General features: G+C 33.2%; 25 protein-coding genes and 1 other RNA gene. 18 read left to right on the top strand and 8 right to left on the bottom strand.

The window, feature by feature from the left end; translation table 11 throughout:
* Positions 1–205: 205 nt before the first annotated feature.
* Entirely contained in the window at positions 206–1,621 is a 1,416-nt protein-coding gene (locus EB819_RS05570) for an APC family permease (RefSeq protein ID WP_069799219.1), read from the top strand.
* 207 nt (positions 1,622–1,828) lie between these two features.
* On the opposite strand, the gene EB819_RS05565 is transcribed toward EB819_RS05570, so the two are convergent.
* On the bottom strand, positions 1,829–2,419 hold the full coding sequence (locus EB819_RS05565; protein WP_124878677.1) for a hypothetical protein: 591 nt from the start codon (positions 2,417–2,419) through the stop codon (positions 1,829–1,831).
* Positions 2,420–2,516: 97 nt separating this feature from the next.
* Here EB819_RS05565 and EB819_RS05560 point away from each other — a divergent pair, with 97 nt between their 5' ends.
* Entirely contained in the window at positions 2,517–3,443 is a 927-nt protein-coding gene (locus EB819_RS05560; protein WP_069799223.1) for a cation diffusion facilitator family transporter, read from the top strand.
* Between the two features lie 155 nt (positions 3,444–3,598).
* Here EB819_RS05560 and EB819_RS05555 read toward each other — a convergent pair whose 3' ends face one another.
* The 3 genes from EB819_RS05555 to EB819_RS05545 form a co-directional block, all read right to left on the bottom strand.
* Positions 3,599–5,005, bottom strand: coding sequence for an NAD(P)(+) transhydrogenase (Re/Si-specific) subunit beta (locus tag EB819_RS05555; RefSeq protein WP_069799225.1), 1,407 nt, complete (start codon positions 5,003–5,005; stop codon positions 3,599–3,601).
* A gap of 156 nt (positions 5,006–5,161) precedes the next feature.
* Positions 5,162–5,473 carry an NAD(P) transhydrogenase subunit alpha part 2 gene (locus EB819_RS05550; protein WP_069799227.1) on the bottom strand — a complete coding sequence of 104 codons (312 nt, stop codon included), beginning with the start codon at positions 5,471–5,473 and terminating at the stop codon, positions 5,162–5,164.
* 12 nt (positions 5,474–5,485) lie between these two features.
* Positions 5,486–6,622 (bottom strand): Re/Si-specific NAD(P)(+) transhydrogenase subunit alpha, encoded by a 1,137-nt coding sequence (locus EB819_RS05545; protein ID WP_069799229.1) that lies wholly within the window; start codon positions 6,620–6,622, stop codon positions 5,486–5,488.
* Between the two features lie 210 nt (positions 6,623–6,832).
* Here EB819_RS05545 and EB819_RS05540 point away from each other — a divergent pair, with 210 nt between their 5' ends.
* From EB819_RS05540 to EB819_RS05530, 3 genes are all read left to right on the top strand, one after another.
* Entirely contained in the window at positions 6,833–7,672 is an 840-nt protein-coding gene (locus EB819_RS05540; protein ID WP_069799231.1) for a 1,4-dihydroxy-2-naphthoyl-CoA synthase, read from the top strand.
* Positions 7,673–7,758: 86 nt separating this feature from the next.
* Entirely contained in the window at positions 7,759–8,688 is a 930-nt protein-coding gene (gene menA, locus EB819_RS05535; protein ID WP_069799233.1) for a 1,4-dihydroxy-2-naphthoate octaprenyltransferase, read from the top strand.
* A gap of 6 nt (positions 8,689–8,694) precedes the next feature.
* Positions 8,695–9,375 (top strand): metal-dependent hydrolase, encoded by a 681-nt coding sequence (locus EB819_RS05530; RefSeq protein WP_069799235.1) that lies wholly within the window; start codon positions 8,695–8,697, stop codon positions 9,373–9,375.
* Between the two features lie 32 nt (positions 9,376–9,407).
* Here the strand turns inward: EB819_RS05530 and ffs are convergent.
* Positions 9,408–9,505, bottom strand: an RNA gene (gene ffs, locus EB819_RS05525) — signal recognition particle sRNA small type.
* A 73-nt stretch (positions 9,506–9,578) separates the two neighbouring features.
* Between ffs and EB819_RS05520 the strand changes: the two genes are divergently transcribed.
* The 10 genes from EB819_RS05520 to EB819_RS05475 all read left to right on the top strand — a co-directional run bounded on the left by EB819_RS05520 (position 9,579) and on the right by EB819_RS05475 (position 18,232).
* Entirely contained in the window at positions 9,579–10,157 is a 579-nt protein-coding gene (locus EB819_RS05520; RefSeq protein WP_069799238.1) for a DUF4199 domain-containing protein, read from the top strand.
* Positions 10,157–10,702 (top strand): hypothetical protein, encoded by a 546-nt coding sequence (locus EB819_RS05515; RefSeq protein WP_069799240.1) that lies wholly within the window; start codon positions 10,157–10,159, stop codon positions 10,700–10,702. Before EB819_RS05520 ends, EB819_RS05515 begins: the two co-directional genes overlap by 1 nt.
* Positions 10,703–10,708: 6 nt before the next feature.
* A complete protein-coding gene (locus EB819_RS05510; protein ID WP_069799243.1) occupies positions 10,709–11,662 on the top strand; it encodes a glycosyltransferase family 2 protein in 954 nt (317 codons plus the stop codon).
* 4 nt (positions 11,663–11,666) lie between these two features.
* The gene (locus EB819_RS05505) at positions 11,667–12,056 is read left to right on the top strand and encodes a hypothetical protein (RefSeq protein WP_069799246.1); all 390 of its coding nucleotides are present in this window, start codon (positions 11,667–11,669) and stop codon (positions 12,054–12,056) included.
* Positions 12,040–12,750, top strand: a complete 711-nt coding sequence (locus tag EB819_RS05500; RefSeq protein WP_245993228.1) for a GIN domain-containing protein — start codon at positions 12,040–12,042, stop codon at positions 12,748–12,750. The genes EB819_RS05505 and EB819_RS05500 overlap by 17 nt, the downstream gene beginning before the upstream one ends.
* A 131-nt stretch (positions 12,751–12,881) precedes the next feature.
* Positions 12,882–14,594, top strand: a complete 1,713-nt coding sequence (locus EB819_RS05495; protein WP_069799251.1) for a phospho-sugar mutase — start codon at positions 12,882–12,884, stop codon at positions 14,592–14,594.
* 124 nt (positions 14,595–14,718) lie between these two features.
* Positions 14,719–15,972, top strand: a complete 1,254-nt coding sequence (locus tag EB819_RS05490) for a pyridoxal phosphate-dependent aminotransferase (RefSeq protein ID WP_069799253.1) — start codon at positions 14,719–14,721, stop codon at positions 15,970–15,972.
* Positions 15,973–16,068: 96 nt separating this feature from the next.
* On the top strand, positions 16,069–16,845 hold the full coding sequence (gene kdsB, locus EB819_RS05485) for a 3-deoxy-manno-octulosonate cytidylyltransferase (RefSeq protein WP_069799255.1): 777 nt from the start codon (positions 16,069–16,071) through the stop codon (positions 16,843–16,845).
* 96 nt (positions 16,846–16,941) lie between these two features.
* On the top strand, positions 16,942–17,604 hold the full coding sequence (locus EB819_RS05480; protein WP_069799257.1) for an outer membrane lipoprotein-sorting protein: 663 nt from the start codon (positions 16,942–16,944) through the stop codon (positions 17,602–17,604).
* A gap of 91 nt (positions 17,605–17,695) precedes the next feature.
* Complete coding sequence (locus EB819_RS05475) at positions 17,696–18,232, top strand: glutathione peroxidase (RefSeq protein WP_069799336.1); 537 nt, start codon at positions 17,696–17,698, stop codon at positions 18,230–18,232.
* A gap of 130 nt (positions 18,233–18,362) precedes the next feature.
* Here the strand turns inward: EB819_RS05475 and EB819_RS05470 are convergent, their stop codons facing one another.
* On the bottom strand, positions 18,363–19,019 hold the full coding sequence (locus tag EB819_RS05470) for an NAD(P)H-binding protein (protein ID WP_069799260.1): 657 nt from the start codon (positions 19,017–19,019) through the stop codon (positions 18,363–18,365).
* A gap of 121 nt (positions 19,020–19,140) precedes the next feature.
* Between EB819_RS05470 and EB819_RS05465 the strand changes: the two genes are divergently transcribed.
* Positions 19,141–19,494 carry an MmcQ/YjbR family DNA-binding protein gene (locus EB819_RS05465; protein WP_069799262.1) on the top strand — a complete coding sequence of 118 codons (354 nt, stop codon included), beginning with the start codon at positions 19,141–19,143 and terminating at the stop codon, positions 19,492–19,494.
* Positions 19,495–19,530: 36 nt separating this feature from the next.
* On the opposite strand, the gene EB819_RS05460 is transcribed toward EB819_RS05465, so the two are convergent.
* Both EB819_RS05460 and EB819_RS05455 read right to left on the bottom strand, forming a co-directional pair.
* Positions 19,531–20,289 carry a TerC family protein gene (locus EB819_RS05460; protein ID WP_069799264.1) on the bottom strand — a complete coding sequence of 253 codons (759 nt, stop codon included), beginning with the start codon at positions 20,287–20,289 and terminating at the stop codon, positions 19,531–19,533.
* An 88-nt stretch (positions 20,290–20,377) separates the two neighbouring features.
* Complete coding sequence (locus tag EB819_RS05455) at positions 20,378–21,304, bottom strand: bifunctional riboflavin kinase/FAD synthetase (protein WP_069799266.1); 927 nt, start codon at positions 21,302–21,304, stop codon at positions 20,378–20,380.
* 104 nt (positions 21,305–21,408) lie between these two features.
* On the opposite strand from EB819_RS05455, the gene atpD reads away from it, so the two are divergent.
* Entirely contained in the window at positions 21,409–22,917 is a 1,509-nt protein-coding gene (gene atpD, locus EB819_RS05450; RefSeq protein ID WP_069799338.1) for a F0F1 ATP synthase subunit beta, read from the top strand.
* A gap of 85 nt (positions 22,918–23,002) precedes the next feature.
* Complete coding sequence (locus EB819_RS05445) at positions 23,003–23,287, top strand: FoF1 ATP synthase subunit delta/epsilon (RefSeq protein WP_069799267.1); 285 nt, start codon at positions 23,003–23,005, stop codon at positions 23,285–23,287.
* Positions 23,288–23,303: the final 16 nt, after the last annotated feature.

Here is a 23,303-nt window from a genome sequence, read left to right as displayed (position 1 = left end):
AGTCCGAAGATTAAAAAAGTTGACGTTTATTTTGACTTTCCGATGGAATCTAAATAATTTTACTTAATTTATAAACAATGAGCCACAAACTTTTGTGGCTTTTTAATTTTCTAATATCTTTGATAGTCTTAAAAAATTCAAAATTTATTTACCTCAATCCTAAAGGAAGTAAATTTTGAATTTTTAACTCGAAACAAAAAACTTTATGAATAAAAAATTAAAACTTTGGGACGCAACCATGCTCGTGATGGGTTCCATGATAGGAAGCGGAATTTTCATTGTTTCTGCGGATATGATGAGAAATCTGGGTTCTGGATATTGGCTCATCGTCGTGTGGATTATTACTGGAATTATGACGGTTGCAGCCGCTTTAAGCTATGGCGAACTTTCGGCAATGTTTCCAAAAGCAGGTGGACAATACACTTACATTACAGAAATTTTCGGAAAAAGACTCGGATTTTTGTACGGTTGGGGAATGTTTACCGTGATTCAAACAGGTACCATTGCAGCAGTTGCGGTAGCTTTTGGGAAATTTTCGGCGTATCTTTTTCCTGCGCTCAATGATGCGGCTCCGCTTTTCCAAAGTGGCGAATTTAAAATTACTTGGATTCAAATCCTTGGTATTGCGGTGATTTTGTTGCTCACTTACATCAATACTCGAGGTGTAGAAAGCGGGAAACTCCTTCAAAATATTTTTACTGGTTCTAAAATTGTCGCGCTTTTAGGGTTGATTTTTTTAGGATTTATTTTGGTTAAAGAATCTTTTTGGAGCGGAAATATGAGTTTCGGTTGGGATTCTTTCAATAATTTGGTCAAAGATGACAAAGGAAATTATTTGAAACTCGGTTGGGAATCTATTTCTGAAGCTACGCTTTTCGGAGGAATTGCTGCAGCAATGGTAGGTTCTGTTTTTAGTTCTGTAGCTTGGGAAAACGTGACTTTCGTTTCTGGTGAAATCGAAAATCCACAGAAAAATGTGGTAAAAGCGATGGTTTTAGGTACAATTTCGGTGATGTTGCTTTATTTGTTGGTGAATTTCGTTTATCTGAATGCTTTAGACAGAGATTCCATCGCATTTGCAGCGAATGATAGAGTAGCAGTTGCTGCTTCGGAAAAAATGTTTGGAAGTGTAGGAACGATTATTATGGCGGTTCTCGTGATGATTTCTACTTTTGGTTGTGTCAACGGAATTGTTTTGGCGGGAGCGAGAGTTTTTCAGACGATGGCAAAAGATGGACTTTTCTTAAAATCTGCTATCGAAAATAATAAAAATGGCGTTCCCGAAAAATCTCTTTGGATGCAAGGGATTTGGGCTTCACTTCTCGCTTTGAGCGGACAATACGGTGATTTATTGGATATGATTTCCTTTGTGATTGTGTTGTTTTACATGATTACCGTTTTTGGTGTGATTTACATGAGAATTAAACAACCAGATGCAGAAAGAAGCTACAAAACGTGGTTATATCCTGTAACTCCTATCATTTATCTGTTGATAGGAACTGCATTTTGTGTATTGTTATTCATTTATAAACCGAATTACACTTGGCCAGGATTGATTCTAATTTTAATTGGTTTGCCAGTGTATTATATTATAAATAGTAGGAAATCTGAGAGTCAATAAGACTTTGACAAAGTTTTTGCGAAGCAAAGAAATATTTGTCTAAGTTAAAATTATTTATCAATAGGAACGGGCTTTAGCCCGTTTTTTTATGTTGAAATTTTTTGGCTTTAGCCGAAAGTTATTTTTGATTAAAAAAAAATTAAGCAATAAAAAGTTAAATATTTTTGATAATACTCTTAGCTTGTTAATATTGGATGATAATTTTTTTTAGATTCTGTCTGTATCGCTTTCATTTCGTAGAGCGTCTACGAAATTTGTTTTTTTTATTATTTCCAAAAATTTATCATTTACATCATCTGTTAGTGGTAGTATTTTAAACTCTCCACTATAATGAAGATAGAAAAGAATATTCTGATTAATATCTGAAAAATAATAATCGAAAAAACCACTATCACATCTTGTTATTGTATAAAAGTTTTCCAAAAAATCTTTTATGTAATCTTTGTCGATTTCAATTCCACCATTAAATTTATTGTTTACTTTTATGTAAGAAAAATATTTTAGTGTTTTAATTAATGGCTTATAATCTTTTCTTTTTTTTGTGATTTTGGAAATCCAAGGTTTGTTTATCGAACCTAAAAAAATAAATTTTTTAAATTCAAACAAATCAAGTAATTTTATAAATTCAGTTATTAATTTTTGGGGATTATCTTTTTCAAGTTTTATCCAATAAATATAATTGCATTCAGGGTAATAGAAAATATCAGAATCAGTTTCTTTTTCGTATTCAAGAAGCGGTAGTTTTCGATATTTTATTAAAAAAATATCTCGTTTAATTTTCTTAATATGTTTTGACATAATTTTGGAAAAGTTTTTTACAGTCAGTAAACAAATATACATTACAAACCACAAATATTCTCAAAAAAATTCCCGAAATTTGACTAAAATATCTTTCATGTCGCATTCTCACGATCACGGTCATAGTCACGTTCCAGCGCTAGATTTAAACTCTAAAAAACTAAGAAACGCTTTTTACATTGGGATTTTCCTTAATTCTGCTTTTGTGATTATAGAAGCAGCGGTTGGTTGGTCTCAGAATTCATTGGCTTTGCTTTCAGATGCGGGGCATAATCTCAGTGATGTAGTGAGTTTGATTTTGGCGCTCATTGCCTTTAAATTAATGTATTCAAAGGCTACACAATCTTATACTTACGGTTACAAAAAAGTGACGGTTTTGGTGGCTTTGCTTAATGCTTTAATCCTTTTTGCGGCAGTTGGCGGAATTATTTTTGAAGCGGTTTTTAGATTTTACAATCCTCAACCTTTACAAGGAAAAGTAATGGCAATTGTTGCGTTTATTGGGATTATCATCAATGCGTTGACTGCTTATTTTTTCATGAAAGATAAAGACAAAGACCTCAATATTAAAGGCGCTTATTTACACATGGCTGCAGATGCTTTGGTGAGTTTGGGTGTGGTAATTGCAGGAGTGGTGATTATTTATACAGACTGGTTTTGGCTGGATGCAGTGATGAGTATTATTATTGCTTTGGTGATTCTCTACGGAACGTGGAGTTTGTTTACCCAAAGTCTTAAATTGGCTCTAGATGGAGTTCCAGAAGGCGTAGATTTCAATAAATTAAAAGAAGAAATTTTAGCAATTGACGGGGTGAAAGATTTTAAACATCTTCATATTTGGGCATTGAGTACGACTGAAAATGCATTGACTGCTCATCTTCAAGTTGAAAAATCACTTTCTCACAATGAAATTGAAAAGTTGAAAGATAAAGTGAAGCATGAATTAGAGCATTACAATGTACATCATACAACACTTGAAATTTACTTTAACGACAGAGAATTCTTGGAAGAGGAAATGCTGTAAAAGTTATAAATTATGAGTTATGAATTATGAGTTGAAGTTTTGATTTAATCATAAAAAAATCCTGTTCAGATTCTGAACAGGATTTTTGTTTTTATAGTTCTAAATTTTACAGATTTTCCTTCCTTTAGGATTTGAGGAAAATAAAATCTAAAATTTTACAGATTTTTAATCTCAGAGATTAAATCTTGCAATACTTTTTTCGCATCTCCGAAAAGCATTGAAGTTTTTGGTCTGTAGAATAATTCGTTTTCAATTCCTGCGTAACCAGGTTTCATGCTTCGTTTGTTTACGATAACGTTTTTAGCCAATTCAACTTCTAAAATAGGCATTCCGTAAATAGGAGAGGAAGTGTCTTCTTTAGCAGCAGGGTTTACTACGTCATTTGCTCCTAGAATTAACACTACATCTGCAGTTGAGAACTCTTCATTGGCTTGTTCCATTTCCATTAATTTTTCATAAGGAACATCGGTTTCTGCCAAAAGTACGTTCATGTGTCCCGGCATTCTACCAGCAACTGGGTGTATCGCGTAGAAAACATCTACACCTTTGCTTTCTAATAATTTTTCTAATTCATGACAAGCGTGTTGAGCTTGAGCAACTGCTAAACCATAACCTGGAACAATCATTACTTTGCTTGCGTAAGTCATGAGAACTGCTGTATCGCTCAACGTGATTTCTTTTACTGTTCTTCCAGAAGGAGAAGTTCCGCCAGAAGATTTTGCACCGCCTCCAAATGAACCAATCAATACATTTAATAAAGAACGATTCATGGCGTTACACATTAATATGGTTAATAAAGTTCCTGCAGCTCCTACCAAAATACCACCAGTAAGCATTACTTTGTTGTCGTATAGAAATCCTCCACAAGCTGCGGCAACTCCCGTAAATGAGTTCAAAAGTGAAATAACGACAGGCATATCTGCACCACCAATTGGGAATACGAAAAGTAATCCGTAAAGCGTAGATAATCCAAAAATAACATAGAATAAATATGCATTTTCTAGACTGAAAGTCATTGCCAAATACACTGATAATCCTAAAATAGCCAATAAAATAGCGATATTCAAAAATTGTTGACCAGGAAAAGCAAAATCTTTTTTAATATTTCCATTCAGTTTTCCCCAAGCAATCATACTTCCTGCAAATGATACAGAACCGATAATTAATCCTAAAAGGATAATAGAAAGTGTTCCTAAATTTACTTCGCCAGTAGTATTGTGTGATAAGTGATTGAATTCAACCAAAGAAATTAAAGCTGCACAAGCTCCTCCCATTCCGTTGAAAATACTTACCATTTGTGGCATTGCTGTCATTTTCACTTTTTTGGCTGCGAAAGCTCCAATTATTGTTCCGATGAGGATTCCTCCAAAAATCCAAGCATAATTTCCTAATTTTTTGCCTTCATCGTCCTGATAAAGAAAAATTGTTCCTAATATAGCGATGGTCATTCCGGCTGCTGCAATCAAGTTTCCTTTTCTTGCAGTTTTAGGATTCGAAAGCATTTTTAGTCCTAGAATAAAGGTAATAGAACCTATTAAATAGAGTATTGTAAGTAATTCCATGATTTTATTTGATGTCGGAAGTCTGAAGTCTGAAGTCCGAAGTTTAAAATTTAATTGTTGAAATTGATTATAAATGTTAGGTAAAAATCCTTGAATGAAGTTTTTACATTTTGTCATCTTCCGTCTTCCGTCTTCCGTCTTCCGACTTCGGACTTTTTACTTTTTCTTCTTTTTACTAAACATTTCCAGCATTCGGTCTGTTACCACAAAACCTCCAACTACGTTTAATGTTCCTAAAATTACTCCCAAAAAACCTAAAATTAATGCCAGATAATTGTCTGGTTCGGCTTTTCCCATTACAATAATAGCTCCAATTATTACCACACCGTGAATGGCATTTGCGCCACTCATTAATGGAGTATGCAAAACACTTGGTACGTGTCCTATCACTTCAATTCCTACAAAAATCATCAAGATTACAATGTATATAATTTGTTGATATTGAGAAATCCACTCTATAATATTCATAAAAATTTTGTTTTAGTTATTCATTGAAGGAGAGAGTATAGATTTTACTCTATCGTTAATAATTTCACCATTGTGGGTAATACAAGCGCCTTTTACCAAATCGTCTTCCCAGTTGAGGTTAAAGTTTGCTTCTTTGTCAATGATGAGTTGTAAGAAATTTACAATATTTTTTCCGTACAATTTACTTGCGTCAGAAGGCATGGTAGATTGTAGAGAAGAATTTCCTATAATAGAAACACCGTTATAATTTACCGTTTCGTTATTTTTAGTAAATGGAGTATTACCACCAGTAGAAGCTGCTAAATCTATAATTACAGAGCCGTTTCTCATAGAATTGAGCATTTCTTCGGTAATTAAAATCGGAGCTTTTTTTCCAGGAATCTGTGCTGTAGTGATGATAATATCAGATTTTGCCACACTTTCGGCAATTCTCTGTTGTTGTTTTTGTTTGTATTCTTCGGTTTGTTCTACTGCATAACCACCAGCTGTACTGGCATCTGCAGCGCCTTCCACTTCTACAAATTTAGCACCAAGACTCATTACTTCTTCTTTTACCGCAGGTCTTGTATCGAAAACTTCTACTACAGCGCCTAATCTTTTTGCGGTAGCAATGGCTTGTAAACCAGCCACTCCAGCTCCTAAAATAAGCATTTTGGCGGGAGCAATGCTTCCTGCAGCGGTCATAAACATTGGGAAATATCTTCCGTAAGAATTAGCAGCAAGTAAAACCGCTTTGTAACCTGCAATATTAGCTTGAGAACTCAAAACATCCATTGCTTGAGCTCTGGTAGTTCTTGGGAGCATATCTAGAGAAAAAGTAGTGATTTTTCTTTCAATAGATTTAATGACGTTTTCTCCGTTAGATAAAGGTTGATAAACACCTAAGAGAATTTTAGAACTAATTTTAGGAAAATCTTCATCTTGAAGAGGATGAATAGACAATAAAATGTCTGCTTGTTCTAATACTTCGGCTCTAGATTTAATTTCTGCGCCTACTTTTTCATATTCTTGGTTATTATTAAAGGATTTATCACCTGCACCAGATTCTACTATGAGTTTATTTCCTTTTTTAATGAGTGCTGCTGCAGATTCTGCAAGTAAAGAAACTCTTGTTTCGAAAGAAGGTTCTTTTAATACACCTATAATCATTTTATTAATTTTAAATATTTTCAAATATAAACCTATTTTTTGACAGTTGAAAATGATTTATTTCATGTACAAGTGATTATTGTGAATGAATGGTATTAAAAATTATTAAATTCATAATCATTATGTAACATATATCACATTAATATTTCTAAATTTTTATTCTGAACCTTTTTTCAAAAATAGTATCTTTACCAGCAAATTTTTTGAAATATGAATATAGATTGGAAAACGGCTAAAGAATACGAAGATATCACGTACAAAAAGTGCAATGGAGTAGCGAGAATTGCTATCAACAGACCAGAAGTAAGAAATGCTTTTCGTCCTAAAACCACTTCAGAATTGTATGATGCTTTTTATGATGCTTATGAAGATTCTAGCATTGGTGTGGTTTTATTAACAGGTGAAGGTCCAAGTCCTAAAGATGGCGGTCACGCTTTTTGTAGTGGTGGCGACCAGAAAGCTCGTGGTCATCAAGGTTATGTAGGTGATGATGGAAGACATCGTCTGAATATTTTAGAAGTTCAAAGATTGATTCGTTTCATGCCAAAAGTAGTGATTGCTGTGGTAAACGGTTGGGCAGTTGGTGGTGGTCACTCACTTCATGTGGTTTGTGATTTGACTTTGGCAAGTGAAGAACATGCAATTTTCAAACAAACCGATGCAGATGTTACTAGTTTTGATGGTGGTTACGGTTCGGCATATTTAGCAAAAATGGTAGGTCAGAAAAAAGCTAGAGAAATTTTCTTTTTAGGAAGAAATTATTCTGCGAAAGAAGCGGAAGATATGGGAATGGTAAATGCGGTAATTCCTCACGCTGAGTTAGAAGAAACTTCTTATCAATGGGCACAGGAAATCTTAGCAAAATCTCCAACTTCTATCAGAATGCTGAAATTTGCGATGAATTTAACAGATGACGGAATGGTTGGTCAACAAGTTTTCGCGGGTGAAGCAACCAGATTAGCTTATATGACTGAAGAAGCCAAAGAAGGCAGAAACGCATTTTTAGAAAAACGTAAACCAGATTTCGGCGAAAATCAGTGGATTTCTTAAAAGTATTTTGTAAGTAGTATAGAGTAATTAGATTCATTTGATTTTTTACTAAATACTAAAATACCAAATACCAAATACTAATTTATATGTTAGATTGGATAAAAGCAGCTCGTCTGCGTACTTTACCGCTTTCGATGAGCGGAATTATTATGGGTTCTTTCATTGCAAGATGGAAACTCCTAGAACAAGGAAAAACTTGGGATTGGACTATTTTTGCTTTGGCACTTTTGGTGACTTTGTTGTATCAAGTTTTGTCAAATTTTGCCAATGATTATGGAGATGGTGTAAAAGGAACCGACCAAAATAGAATAGGAGAGGCAGAGCAACGTGCGGTAGCTTCGGGTAAAATTTCGGCAAAGCAAATGCGAAACGCTATGTTTTTGTTTGCCTTTTTATCATTGGTGGCAACTTTAGTTTTGTTGTACAAAGCATTTTTTCCTGATTTTATTAAAGAATTTTACACTTTTATAGGATTGGGAGTTGCGTGTATTTTAGCAGCAATTGGTTATACTGTTGGCAAAAAACCTTATGGTTATCTTGGTTTGGGAGATCTAATGGTTTTTATTTTTTTTGGTTTGGTTTCGGTGTGTGGAAGTTATTTTCTTTTTACCAAATCTTTTGATTGGGATATGCTTTTACCAGCTTCGGCTATAGGTTTATTGAGTGCAGCAGTTCTTAATCTCAACAATATGAGAGACATCGAAAACGACGAAAAATCAGGCAAAAAAACCCTTGCATTAAGATTAGGTTTTAAAAATGCGATGATCTATGAAATGGTTATTTTGATGCTTCCACCGATTTTGGTTTTGATTTATATGATGATGAATGGTTTACAAGAACAAGGAAAATATTATGCATTTATTTTCTTCATTACCGTATTTCCTTTGACCGCTTTGCGCAGAAAAATGATGGAAGTAAAAGAACCAAAAGAATTAGACCCATTCTTAAAACAAGTGGGAATCATTACTTTGTTGATGAGCGTTTTAGTAGCTTTTGGATTGAATTATTTTAGATAAAAAATCATGAAAATAAAATTCCTCGGGCAAAACTGTTTTTTGTTCACTTATAATGGTAAAAACATACTTTCTGATCCTTTTTATAATTTTCAGAAAGACAGAACTGGTTTTGATATTTCAGCGCAAAAAATTGATTATGTGCTCATTACTCACGCTCATGGCGATCATATTGCAGATGTAAGAGAAGTATTGCAACATCATCCAGATGCTACGGTAATTGGCCAACCAGAAATTTGTGGTTATTTCAATCATCCTAATTCTATTGATATTAATTTTGGAGGTTCTGCCAAGTTCGATGATTTGAAAATTTCTATGGTTCCTGCGCATCATACTTCTAGTTTTCCAGATGGAACTTATGGCGGTCAACCTTGCGGTTATATGTTTAGATTCCAAGGTAAAAACTTGTATTTTGCAGGAGATACAGGTGTAATGGCAGATATGGAGTTGTTTCCAAGATTTTTCGGGGAAATTACAGCAGCCGTTCTTCCAATTGGTTCACATTATACCATGTGTGCAAGAAAAGCGAGTTTTGCAGCTGGGGAATTATTGAAAACCAAAAGAGTGATTGGTTGTCATTTTGATACTTTCGAGCCAATAAAAATTAATCACGATACAGCGAAACAATTGTTTGCAGAGAGAAATATTGAGTTTTCGATTCCAGAATTGGGAGAAGAATTTGAAGTATAATTTTCTGAAAAATTTCAAAAAAAGACATAAAAAAATGGCAAGCTACCTAAATCACACCGCTACGACCGATTACCTTTGCTGCGTTCCCACCCTGGAGGATTCTCAGGAGCTGGTTGTTTAGGACTTGCCGGTGCAAAAATACTAAATTAATTTAAAATTCAAAATCTAATCTCGTATTTTCGAGAAAAATTTTTAAAAATAAAATGAGTAAAAACGTTTATACATTTGGTTTTCTGATATTTATAGCGACCATGTTAGTGTTCTTTGGAGTGTATTTTTTTGGTTATAATACCAATTATTTTAACACAAGTATGCTTCTTAATGCATTTTTAATGCCTGCGCTTTATACTTTGGGTGCTTATTTTTCGGTGACTACTTACAAAAAAGAAGTAAAAGAAATAGGATTTAGAGATGCTTTTGGTAGAGCTTTTAAACCGATGTTTATTGGTGGTTTTCTTTCCATGTTCAGCATTTTTGCCTTTCTGAATTATGGAGATACAGATGCTAAAGATTTACTGAATCACCAATATGTAGAGCGTCAAAAAACAGAGCTTGACAATGAATATAACAAGGCAAAACAAATTTTAGCTAAAAAAGAAGATAAAGAAGAATTGGACAAAAAATATCAAGAAAGATTGCAGAGTTTTGCGCCAGAAATGGTAAAAGATAAAGATATGTTTACCTTCAGAAACTTCACGTATTTTTTCGCTGCAGTTTTGGTATTTTATACTATTCTGTCTACATTCTTCGGAACTTTCTTTAGAAATAAAACTATAGAATAATGAGTTTAAAAACTACTGTTTCCAGAAATTTGACGGGCAAAAAAGTTCTTACTTTTTTCGTGTTGTCAAGTGTGGTTTATTTTACGATGATCTTTTTTACGATTCCGAAATTGACTGATTTTGCGAATGGTTTACAGATTTTTGACATGAAACCAAATGGTTACAGTTTTACTTATGCCAAAGAACTTTTAGGAAATCTAGGGAAGAGTGGCAGAAATTTTTATCTGTTTCGTCAGTTGCCATTAGATTTCGTATATCCTCTCTTGTTTATGATGAGTAACATTCTGATTTTGAGTTTCTTTCTTAAGAAAATTGGCAAATTAGAATCTTGGTTTCTTTTGGTTTTATTCCCTGTAATTGCTGGAGTTTTCGATTATTTAGAAAATTTCGGACTTATTTATTTACTCACTTCTTATCCTAAAATCTCAGAAATAGGCGTGAGAATAATCAGCACATTTACTGTAATAAAAAGTCTATTTACAAGCTTATATTTTGTAATTTTGCTGTTCGTTTTAGCGATATTAATTTTCAAAAAAATAAAATAATTTTTAATGAATCTATCCGTTGTAGTTCCTTTATTAAACGAAGAAGAATCTTTGCACGAGCTTTATGCAAGAATAAATAAAGTGTGCCAAGAAAACCAATTGTCTTACGAAATTTGGTTCGTAGATGATGGAAGTACAGATTCTTCTTGGCAAATTATAGAAAATTTATCCAAAGAAAATCATCATGTTCACGGCATTAAATTTTCTAGAAACTATGGGAAATCTCAAGCGTTACATGCCGCTTTTGAGAAAGTACAAGGCGATGTAGTGATTACAATGGATGCAGATTTGCAAGATTTTCCAGAAGAAATTCCTGAATTATATAACAAAATTGTAGTCGAAAAATACGACTTGGTTTCTGGTTGGAAGAAAAAACGTTTTGACAATGTGATGACCAAAAATCTTCCGTCAAAATTGTTCAATTCAGCGGCAAGAAATCTTTCTGGAGTAGAATTACACGATTTTAACTGTGGTTTGAAAGCTTACAGAAAACAAGTGGTGAAATCGGTAGATGTTTACGGAGATTTACACCGATGGATTCCTGTTTTGGCAGCAAACGCAGGTTTCAAAAAAATTACCGAAAAACCAGTTCAACATCAAGCCAGACCTTACGGAACTTCTAAATTCGGGACAGAAAGATTTATCCGTGGTTTTCTGGATTTAATCACGCTTTGGTTCGTAAGCAAATTCGGAGGAAGACCAATGCATTTCTTCGGAGCGGTAGGAACTTTAATGTTTATTTTCGGGTTTTTCTCAGCATTTTGGTTGGGTGCAACCAAATTGGTAGATGTGTATTATTATCACGTTTATGGAAATTTAATCGCCGAAAATCCTTGGTTTTATATCGCTTTAACGATGATGATTATGGGAACATTACTGTTTGTAGCAGGGTTTTTAGGTGAACTCATTATCAGACAAAGTAGAGGTCATAAGAATTATCATATTGAACAAGTTTTATAATTTTATGGAAAATAATTTACCCAAAATTTATTCAAAAAAAGCTATTCTTGGTTTTTCAGTTTTTATGAGTTCACTTTTTGGAGGAATTCTTTTATATATTAATTTAAAAGATTTAAAAAAAGATAAAGAAGCTAATATTGTTTTAGGTGTTTCTGTTTTATTGACCATTCTCACATATTTTGTAATGTCAATTCCCGAAAATCCTAAAAGTTCACTAGCTTATTTATGCGGATTTATTGGAGGTGGTATTTTGTCATATTTTTTTGTTCCAAAATATATTCCTAACGAAGAAAGTCATCCAAAAAAACAAATTTGGAAGCCATTAATTATTGCAACTATAATAACTGTTGTTTATGTTTCACTAATGATTTTTGCAAATGAACAAAATATTTAACTTTTTAAAAATTTTCATACTGGTAGGAATAATTTCTTGCTCTAAAATTTCTCCAAAAGGGGAAATAGAGGTGAAAGACGTAACGGTAGAAAATTTCACTAAATTGAATCTTAAAGGAGATTTCAAAGTGTTTTTTGCGAAAGGAAATCAGAATTTGGTAAGTGTAGAAACGTATCCTAATGTTTACAAAAATCTAGATATAGAAGTAGAAAACGGAATTTTAACCATCGAAGAAAACCGAAAAACAGACCAAGTAGATTTTTACAATATCACTATTTTCGGTAAAAACGATTTAAATGAGGTTTCACTTTCTGATAAAGTAGAAATGAATGTTTCTGGACAAGTAAAAACACCAGAATTTTCACTTCATTTAAAAGGAAACTCTAAATTTATGGGAGCGGTAATTGCTCCGAAAAGCAAAATAGAAATGGCAGAGAAATCTAATGCCAATATTCTAGGAGAAACTAAAAATTTGAATTTAAAATTAGCAGATTCTGCAAGTATTATGGCGCCGTATTTTTATGTAGATAATTTAGAAATTCTTAGTAAAAATGGTGCTTCTGCAGGATTAAATATAGACCAAGAAATGAAAGGAACTCTAGAAAATACCTCAAAACTCATTTTCTACGGAGAACCGCTCAATAAATTGACGAAAAAAGACAAAGCTTCTGTAGAAAACAGAAAATTGAAATAAGCATTGACGATTTGTCATTCTTAGAGAAACAAAGTGTAGCGAAGAATCTATTTTAAAAGATTCTTCATTCCGTTTCACTACATTCAGAATGACAGAAAATTAAAATTATAAAAAACAAAAAATTTAAATATATGACAACTTTGGAAAAAGCAAAACTTTGGTTATCAGATACTTTTGATGCAGAAACCAGAGCAACAGTTCAGAATTGGATTGATACCAATTCTCCAGAATTAGAAGACAGTTTTTACAGAGAATTAGAATTCGGGACTGGCGGAATGAGAGGAATTATGGGAGTAGGAACCAATCGTCTCAATAAATATACATTGGGTCAAGCAACTCAAGGTTTGGCAAATTATCTTCATCAGCAATTTCCGGGTGAGGAAATTAAAGTAGCGATTGCTTATGACGTAAGAAATAATTCTAAGGAATTTGGGAAAATGTGTGCAGATGTTCTTACTGCAAACGGAATTAAAGTGTTGCTTTTCAAAGAACACAGACCAACTCCAGAACTTTCTTTTACGGTTCGTGATAAAAAATGTAATGCGGGAATCGTTTTGACGGCTTCTCACAATCCACCAGAATATAACGGTTACAAAGTATATTGGAATGATGGAGCACAAGTAGTTCCACCAAATGATGAAAATATCATCAAAGAAGTTTACGCTACAAAATTCGAAGAAATTAAATTCAACGGAAATGATGATTTAATCGAATGGATTGGCGAAGAACAGGATGATGTGTACATCGATACTTGTATGGAAAATTCATTGTACCAAAATATTGGTAGAGATAATGTAAACATCGTTTTCACGTCTATTCACGGTACTACTTATACTACGATTCCTAAAGCTTTATCAAAAGCAGGTTTCACGAAAGTGGATTTGGTTAAAGAGCAAATGATTCCTTCTGGAAATTTCCCAACGGTAGAATCTCCAAATCCTGAAGAACCTGCTGCATTAACAATGGCAGTAGATTTAGCAAATATTACCAATGGTGATATCGTTATCGGTTGTGATCCAGATGGCGACAGATTAGGAATTGCGGTTAGAAATCTAGATGGCGAAATTCAGTTGTTGAATGGTAACCAAACCAATATGATTTTGACGTATTACATTCTTGACCAATGGAAAAAAGCTGGTAAAATTACAGGAAAAGAGTTTATCGGTTCTACGATTGTAACGTCTGACTGTTTCTTTGATGTAGCAGAAAAATTCGGAGTAGATTGCAAAGTAGGATTAACTGGTTTCAAATGGATTGGTAAAATGATTCGTGATGTAGAAGGTCAAGAAAAATTCATTTGCGGTGGCGAAGAATCTTTCGGATTTATGACAGGAGATTTCGTAAGAGATAAAGACAGTTGTGGTTCTATTTTATTGGCTTGCGAAATTGCAGCTGTTTGCAAAGCTCAAGGAAAAACCATGTATCAGTACATGATTGATATCTACAAAGAAATTGGTATGTATCAAGAAGGCTTGGTGAACGTGGTAAGAAAAGGAAGAACTGGTGCCGAAGAAATTGCTCAAATGATGGTAGATTTCAGAGAAAATCCTGTAAAAGAATTGGCAGGTTCTAAAGTTCTAGAAGTAAAAGATTTCCAAGAACAAACTTGTCTTAATGTAATTACAGGAGAGAGAAAAGTAATGAATGATATTCCGAAATCTAACGTGTTAATCTATTACACAGAAGACGGAACTAAAGTTTGTATCAGACCTTCAGGAACCGAGCCGAAGATTAAATTCTATTTTTCTGTGAAAGATAAAATTGAAAACGAAGCAGATTTCAAAGCTAAACAAGCTTCTCTGGAACAAAAAATCAATGAAGTAAAAAAAGATTTAAAACTATAAATATTTTAATCTAATGCTTTTAAGTTCACAGAAGTTTAACAAATCTTTAGGTTTTTAATCTTTTGTGAACTTTTTTATTTTATTTAAATTTGAAAAATCATTAACAACAAAATCTTAATAAAAAGTGGTTTCAAAACTCGCTCAAAACCTTATCGGTTCAGAAATTATTAAAATCGGTAATCAAGTAAACGAACTCAAAGCTCAAGGAGCTGAAATTGCCAACCTTACCATCGGTGATTTAGATTCTAACATTTATCCTATTCCTGCAGGATTAAAACAAAATATTCAGAAAGCTTACGCGGATAATTTAACCAATTATCCTCCTGCAAATGGCTTGCTTTCATTAAGAAAAGCAGTGGTAAAAGACATTAAATCTCGTTGGGATTTAGATTATTCTCCAGATGATATTTTGGTTTCTGGTGGTTCTAGACCGTTAATTTACGCTACTTTTAAAACTATTGTAGACGAAGGTGATAAAGTAGTTTACGCCGTTCCTTCTTGGAATAATAACCACTACGCTTACTTAACTTCTGCCAATGCAGTAGAACTAGAAGTTTCTCCAGAAGATAATTTTTTGCCAACAGCTGATGTAATTACCCCACATTTAGAAGGTGCAGTTTTATTGGCGCTTTGTTCTCCGCTTAACCCAACTGGAACCATGTTTACCAAAGAACAACTTTCAGAAATTTGCGAAGCGGTAATTGCAGAAAATAAAAAAAGAGGAGAAGGCGAAAAGCCACTTTACTTAATGTACGACCAAATTTATGCAATGCTTACGTTTGGTGATTCAGAACATTTTAATCCAGTTTCTCTTTATCCAGAACTTAGAGATTACACCATTTATATTGATGGAACTTCTAAATGTTTTGCAGCAACTGGTGTTAGAGTAGGATGGAGTTTTGGACCAACTAAAGTGATTGATAGAATGAAAGCACTATTAACACACGTTGGAGCTTGGGCGCCAAAACCAGAACAACAAGCAGTAGCTGAATTTTTAGATAATACACCAGCTGTAAACGAATTTGTGAATGATTTCAAAGGAAAAATTGCGCACAGTTTAGAAGTTTTACATGCAGGAATTCAAGAAATGAAATCTAAAAATTTCGCGGTTGATAGCATTAAACCAATGGGTGCTTTGTATTTGACCATTAAATTGGATTATGTAGGAAAAACCACTGAAGACGGAAAGGTTTTGAAAGATTCTACCGATTTAGTTTTCTACCTTATTGAAAAAGCAGGAGTAGCTTTAGTTCCATTTTCAGCATTTGGAAATTCTAGAGAAATGCCTTGGTTTAGAGCATCAGTTGGAGCTTGTTCTGTAGAAGATTTACAAAAAATGTTCCCGAAACTTGAAAATGCTTTAGCTAAATTAAAATAAATTTATCTCTCGCTGATTGAGCAAATTTAGAGGATTTTGATCTGCTAAATCAGCTCAATCAGCGAGATTTTTTAAATAAAATTTTCAAATTCAATAATGAATAATCTCGGAACCAGAAACTCGGAACTCGAAACGCTTAAAATTATCGCTGTCATTCCAGCTCGTTATGCTGCAAGTAGATTTCCCGGGAAATTAATGCAGATTTTAGGCGACAAAACCGTAATTGCTACTACTTATCAAAACGTTTTGGAAACTCTTCTATTTGATAAGGTTTTTGTGGCGACTGATTCTGAAATTATTTTTGAAGAAATTACCAAAATCGGCGGAAAAGCAGTAATGACTGGTGAACATGAAACAGGAAGCGACAGAATAGCAGAAGCGGTTCAAAACATTGATTGCGATATTGTCATCAATGTTCAAGGTGATGAACCTTTCCTGAAAACTGAACCTTTGAAACAACTGATTCAAGTTTTTAAAAATGATGTTGACAAAGAAATTTCATTGGCTTCGCTTAAAATCAGATTAAAGGAAAAGGAAGAAATCGAGAATCCGAATAATGTAAAAGTCATTACAGATTTACAGAATTTTGCGATGTATTTCAGTCGTTCTGTGATTCCTTATCCTAGAGAAACCTCTGTAGAACACTTGTACTACAAGCATATTGGTGTTTACGCTTTCAGGAAAGAAGCATTGTTGAAATTTGCAAACTTGGCGATGACTCCGCTGGAAATTTCAGAAAAAATAGAAGCGATTCGTTATCTGGAAAACGGAATGAAAATCAAAATGATAGAAACAGATTTCATTGGCGTAGGAATAGATGTTCCCGAAGATTTAGAAAAAGCGAAAGCAATTTTAAGTAGGGACAAGTCGTGACTTGTCCAAAAAGAAGAAAATTAATTTGAAAATTTGAAAAATTAAGTTGGTTTTCGTTTCAAAATCATATATTTGGAATCTCGAAAAAAAGATTGAATGAAAAAGATACTATTAATCGTAACAATTCTAGTAACCACCATATTTTCGGCGCAAACTGCTAAACAAATTATTGATAAAAATATTGAGTTAACAGGAGGCTTAACCAACTGGAAACTGCTGAATTCTATTATTCTACAAGGAAAAGTAATTCTAGGCGTAAATGATGAATATCCTATGAGAATTTATCAGCAAAGACCTAATCTTACGAAAACAGTAGTATTCATCGGGAATAAAGAAAATGTAATCGAAGGTTATGATGGTAAAAATGGTTACGCGATGAATTACGTGGTGAATAAACTTCAGGTTCAAAAAAATTACGTTCCAGAAAGCTTTGACACAGATTTTATCGATTATGAAAACAAAGGTTTTACCGCACAAGTTCTTGGGAAAGAAAAAGTAGGAGAAAGAGACTGTTATAAGGTAGAACTCACCAAAAATGTAAATAAAACCGTTTATTATTTTGATGTTCAGAACTTTTTACTGTTAAAAGAAGAAAAGAAAGACGAAACGTTGGTGTATTCTGATTTCAAAAAAGTGAATAATTTGGTAATGCCTTTCAGAATTGAAGCAACTACGCCGAAAAAAGAAGGAGATTACGTGATGATTCTCTATAAAATTGAAGTTAACAAAGCCTTTCCTGCCAATACTTTTAAGTTCTAATAAAACTTTACGATAAAAAATTTCTATGACTGCAATTTCTTTGGATTTTGCAGTTTTTTTATGACTAAATTTGAAATCAAATAAAATCAAAATGAAAAAAATATTATTTATTCTCATGGCATTTTTTGGACTTTTCTCTTCACAAGCGCAACAAGCAAAATCTATTCATTCTCTTAAAGTGAAAGCTTTAGATGGTAAAACCATTGATTTTTCTAAGTTTAAAGGCAAGAAAATCTTGATTGTAAATACAGCGTCAGAATGCGGTTTTACACCACAGTATGAAGGTTTACAGAAGTTGTACGAAACGTACAAAGACCAATTGGTGATTGTAGGTTTTCCTGCAAACAATTTTGGTGGACAAGAACCAGGAAGCAATGAAGAAATCGGTGCTTTTTGCAAAAAAAATTACGTAGTTACCTTTCCGATGGCGGCTAAAGTTTCTGTGAAAGGGAAAGATATTGCTCCCATTTTTAAATTTTTAACAGACAAAAAACTAAACGGAGTAAAAAGCACAACTATTCTTTGGAACTTCGAGAAATTTTTGCTCAATGAAAAAGGAGAGTTGATTGATACTTTTGTAAGTACTACGAAACCTACTTCTGAATCTATTACGAAATATTTTAAATAAAGAATCAAGAATAAAGGCAAAAGATAAAAGTTAACCGCAAAGTAATTTTTGCGGTTTTTTATTTTAAATCTGCATAATCAGCGAAATCTGCGGGAAATAGATAATAAAATTTGTGCATTCGTGGCAAAAACTATTCTTTTCCTTTTTCTGCAAAACTGAAAATACTGCCTAATTTTATTTTAGAATATCCGTAAGATTTTATTTTAGAAGAATTCACCAAAGCTTGTGCTAAAATGTCTGTTGGCAATGGTTTTTGAGATTCTAAAACGCCAAATTTATTGGCAAATTTTATAATTCTAGCGCCTAAAACTTCGCCAGTTCTGTCGGTGTTTTTTCGATCGAGCATTCCAGGTTGGAAAATGGTAATTTTATTAAAATGAAGCTTTTTTACTTCTTCTTCTAATTCGCCCTTCATTCTAGAATAGAAAATTTTAGAATTGGGATTGGCTCCATAAGCAGAAATCAAAACGAAATCTTCCACGCCATTTTCTTTGGCAGTTTTGGCAAATTGCAATTGATAATCAAAATCTACTTTTCGCTGTGCTTCCTTGCTTCCTGCGTCTTTCAAGGTAGTTCCGAGGCAAGAAAAAGCGACATCACCTTTTACCAAATCTTTCCATTCTTCTGGCTTTTCGAAATTTACTACATGATATTTTACTTTTTCAGAAGTAGATTCTACAGGTTTTCTTACAAAAGCATGAATTTCTTCGAAATCTTTATCTTGACTTAGTTTTTGAACCAAATCTTTTCCTGTAGCGCCAGTTGCTCCTATAATTAAAGCTTTCATATTTTTAAGTAATTGGTAATTAGTAGTTAGTATACATCTTTATGAGTATAAATTTAGTAAATTTGTTTTAATTGAGAATAAAAAAGTCTAATTACCAAAATACTAACTACCAAGTACTAAAATGTTAGCCGAAGAAATAAGAGAATATTGTCTCAACAAAAAAGGAGTTACGGAAGGTTTTCCGTTTGATGAAACTACTTTAGTCTTTAAAGTAGGTGGTAAAATGTTTCTATTAATGGCTTTAGAAAATCAACCATTGGTCTTTTCGGCAAAAAATACTGCAGATTATAACCAAGAACTCCGAGAACAATATTCCCAAATTTCAGGAGCTTATCACATGAATAAGACGCATTGGAATTCTGTAATTTGTGAAGGATTGAAGCAGGAATTCATTAAAAAACTCATTGATGATTCATATCAATTGGTGTATGAAAGTTTAACGAAGAAAATAAAATTAGAAATTTTAAATTCATAAAAAAAAGCATTCAGAATTTTCTGAATGCTTTTTGTTTTATAAAACATCTTTATCAAGATGCTGTTCTTCTTCTTTGTAATGTTCGTGAAGATGTACAGGTTCAGATTTTTTGGTTGTTTTCATTTGAATAATATCTACCAAAAGTGAGAATGCCATCGCAAAGTAAATATAACCTTTCGGAATTTCTTTGCCAAAACCTTCCACGATTAGTGAGAAACCAATCAATAGCAAGAATGAAAGTGCTAAAATTTTAAAAGCAGGATGTTTATTCACGAAATTGCTGATAGGTTCTGCTGCAAAAAGCATGATAATCACCGTTACAATCACCGCTACATACATTACCCAAACTTCTTTTACCATTCCTACTGCGGTAATAATGGAATCAATAGAGAATACCAAATCCATTAATAAAATTTGGAATATCACTTGTCCGAAACTCGTTACAATCATATTTTTAGTTACATCGCCATCTTCGCCTTCCATTTTATGATAAATTTCTGCGGTGCTTTTGTAGAGTAGGAATAAACCTCCAAGAATTAAAATCAAATCTTTACCTGAGATTCCCGTTTCGAAAACGGTAAATAAATCTTGGTCTAGTTTCATAATTTGACTAATCAAAAGTAATAAACCAAGTCTCATCACTCCGGCAAGAATAAGCCCGATTCTTCTGGCTTTTTTCTGTTGGTTTACAGGTAATTTATTCGCCAAAATAGAAATGAAAATAACATTGTCTATTCCTAGAACGGTTTCTAGTGCGATAAGAGTAAGTAAAGAAATTATAATTTCTGCTTCCATAGTTTTATTTTATGATTTTCACAAAACTATAGAAACTTAAGAATCTAATTTTATAAAATCTGATTGAAAATTTATATGATTCTAACTCTTAACTAAAGTTAAAATTTTCGGTCAAAATTTTGTCCTCATCTAATCTTTCGATGAGTTTTTCTAGCGATTCGAATTTAATTTCTTCGTGTAAAAAATATCTGAATTTTACCGTAATAACTTCGCCGTAAATATCTTGATTGAAGTCTAAAATGTACACTTCTGCAGTTAATTTATCACCATTTACAGTAGGATTAGTGCCAATGCTCATCATGCCTTTGTAAAATTGGTCTTTCACGAAAACTTCTACAATGTAAGCACCTTTTTTAGGCAAAAGTTTCAGCTCGTCTATTTCTAGATTTGCAGTAGGGTAACCAATTGTTCTTCCTAGTTTTTTTCCGTCAATTATTTTTCCAGAAAGAGTGTAGGAATAACCTAGCATTTTATTGGCGCCCACGATGTTTCCGTTTCCTAAGCAATTTCTAATTTTAGTAGAACTGATATTGAAATCGTCTTCATTTTTGATGGCTTGTAATTGCTCTACAGTAAAATCTAATTCGGAAGAAAGCTTTTGAAGCAGTTCGAAATTTCCAGATTTATTTTTCCCGAAAACGTGGTCGTGACCTATGATAATGTGTTTTACATTCAGTTTTTTGATAAGAATTTCACGGATAAATTCTTCTCCAGTTAAGTTTCTGAAATGTTCATCAAATTTTTGTAAAAATAAAGAGTCAATTCCAGCCTGTTTCAGTAAAAAAAGTTTTTCTTCTAAATTATTGAGCAGTTTGAGGTCGTCATTTGGGTTAAAAATTTTCCTAGGATGAGGCCAAAAGGTGAGCAAAGAAGTCTCTAAATTATTTTTTTTTGCCTTGTCCTTCAATTGATTGATGATGGAAATATGACCGAGATGAACTCCGTCAAACATCCCTAAAGAAAGAACTTTAGGAGATTTTTCGTGATAAAAATTTAAATCTTCTATGAGTTTCAAAACCGCTTACATTTTCTGTGTGCAAAGATGAAAAAAAATATTGATTTTTGATTATGTATTTTGAAGAGAATCACTATATTTGCACCACAAGAAAAAATAAAGCAATGGCAAACCAAATTAAAGGGAAAATTTCACAAATTATCGGTCCAGTTATAGACGTTCTTTTTCAAGAAGTAGAAGAATTACCAAAAATTTATGATGCTCTTGAAATTAAAAAATCAAACGGAGAAACTGTTGTATTAGAAGTAGAACAACACATTGGTGAAGATATGGTAAGATGTATCTCAATGGACGCTACTGACGGTTTACAAAGAGGGCAAGAAGTTGTAGCAACAGGAAACCAAATTACCATGCCTACAGGTGATGGTGTAAACGGAAGACTTTTTAACGTAGTAGGTAATGCAATTGACGGACTTCCTAATTTATCTAAAGATGGCGGTTTGCCAATCCACAGAGAAGCTCCTCATTTCGATCAGCTTTCTACTTCGGCTGAAGTTTTATTTACTGGTATCAAAGTAATCGACCTTATCGAACCTTATGCAAAAGGTGGTAAGATTGGTTTATTCGGTGGTGCTGGTGTAGGAAAAACAGTATTAATTCAAGAATTAATCAATAATATTGCTAAAGGACACGGTGGTTTATCTGTGTTCGCTGGTGTAGGTGAAAGAACAAGAGAAGGAAACGACCTTCTTAGAGAGATGTTAGAATCTGGTATCATTAAATATGGTGAAGGCTTCATGCACTCTATGGAAGAAGGAGGATGGGATTTATCTAAAGTAGATTTAGAAGAAATGAAAGATTCTAAATGTACCTTCGTTTTCGGACAAATGAACGAACCTCCTGGTGCAAGAGCTAGAGTAGCACTTTCTGGTCTTACTGTTGCTGAATATTTCAGAGATGGTGGTGAATCTGGTCAAGGTAGAGACGTATTATTCTTCGTAGATAATATCTTTAGATTTACACAAGCGGGTTCTGAGGTATCTGCACTTTTAGGACGTATGCCTTCTGCAGTAGGTTACCAGCCAACTCTTGCTTCTGAAATGGGAGCAATGCAAGAAAGAATTACTTCTACTAAAAACGGTTCTATTACTTCTGTACAAGCAATCTACGTTCCTGCGGATGACTTAACTGACCCGGCTCCAGCAACTACGTTTGCTCACTTAGATGCAACTACCGTATTAGATAGAAAAATTGCTTCATTAGGTATTTATCCAGCAGTAGATCCACTAGCTTCTACTTCTAGAATCTTAACTCCAGAAATTTTAGGAAATGAGCATTATGATACAGCTCAGAGAGTAAAAGAAATTCTTCAAAGATATAAAGCGCTTCAAGATATCATTGCAATTCTTGGTATGGAAGAACTTTCAGAAGAAGATAAATTAGTAGTATATAGAGCTAGAAAAGTACAGAGATTCTTATCTCAACCTTTCCACGTTGCAGAGCAATTTACAGGTCTTAAAGGAGCTTTAGTAGATATCAAAGATACTATCAAAGGTTTCAACATGATCATCGATGGTGAGTTAGATCACTTACCAGAAGCTGCTTTCAACTTGAAAGGAACTATCGAAGAAGCTATCGAAGCAGGTCAAAAAATGCTTGCTGAAAACGCTTAATAAATTTTAAATGTTAAATTTTAGATTTTAGATTTGATTTCAATAATTTAAAATTTAAAATCTATAATCTATAATTTGAAAAGAAATGAATATTAAAATATTAACTCCGGAATTTGTAGTTTTTGATGGCGAAGTAGATTCAGTTCTTCTTCCTGGAAAAAATGGTGATTTCCATATCATGAAAAACCACGCCGCTATTGTTTCTTCTTTAGTGAATGGTAAAGTAAGAATTTTCACAAATGAAATTCAGAATGAAAATTTTGCAAAATTCTTTACCAAAGAAAACGAAAAGAACAGTGTTTTTTCTTATTCTATCAACAGTGGTGTAGTAGAATTTAGTAATGATAAAGGAATAATCCTTTGTGATTAAAATTCTTCACAATAAA

This window comes from Cloacibacterium normanense (assembly GCF_003860565.1).
Lineage (GTDB): Bacteria > Bacteroidota > Bacteroidia > Flavobacteriales > Weeksellaceae > Cloacibacterium > Cloacibacterium normanense.
The sequence above is the reverse complement of the archived record's forward strand: the minus strand, read 5'-3'. Positions and strand labels throughout refer to the sequence as shown.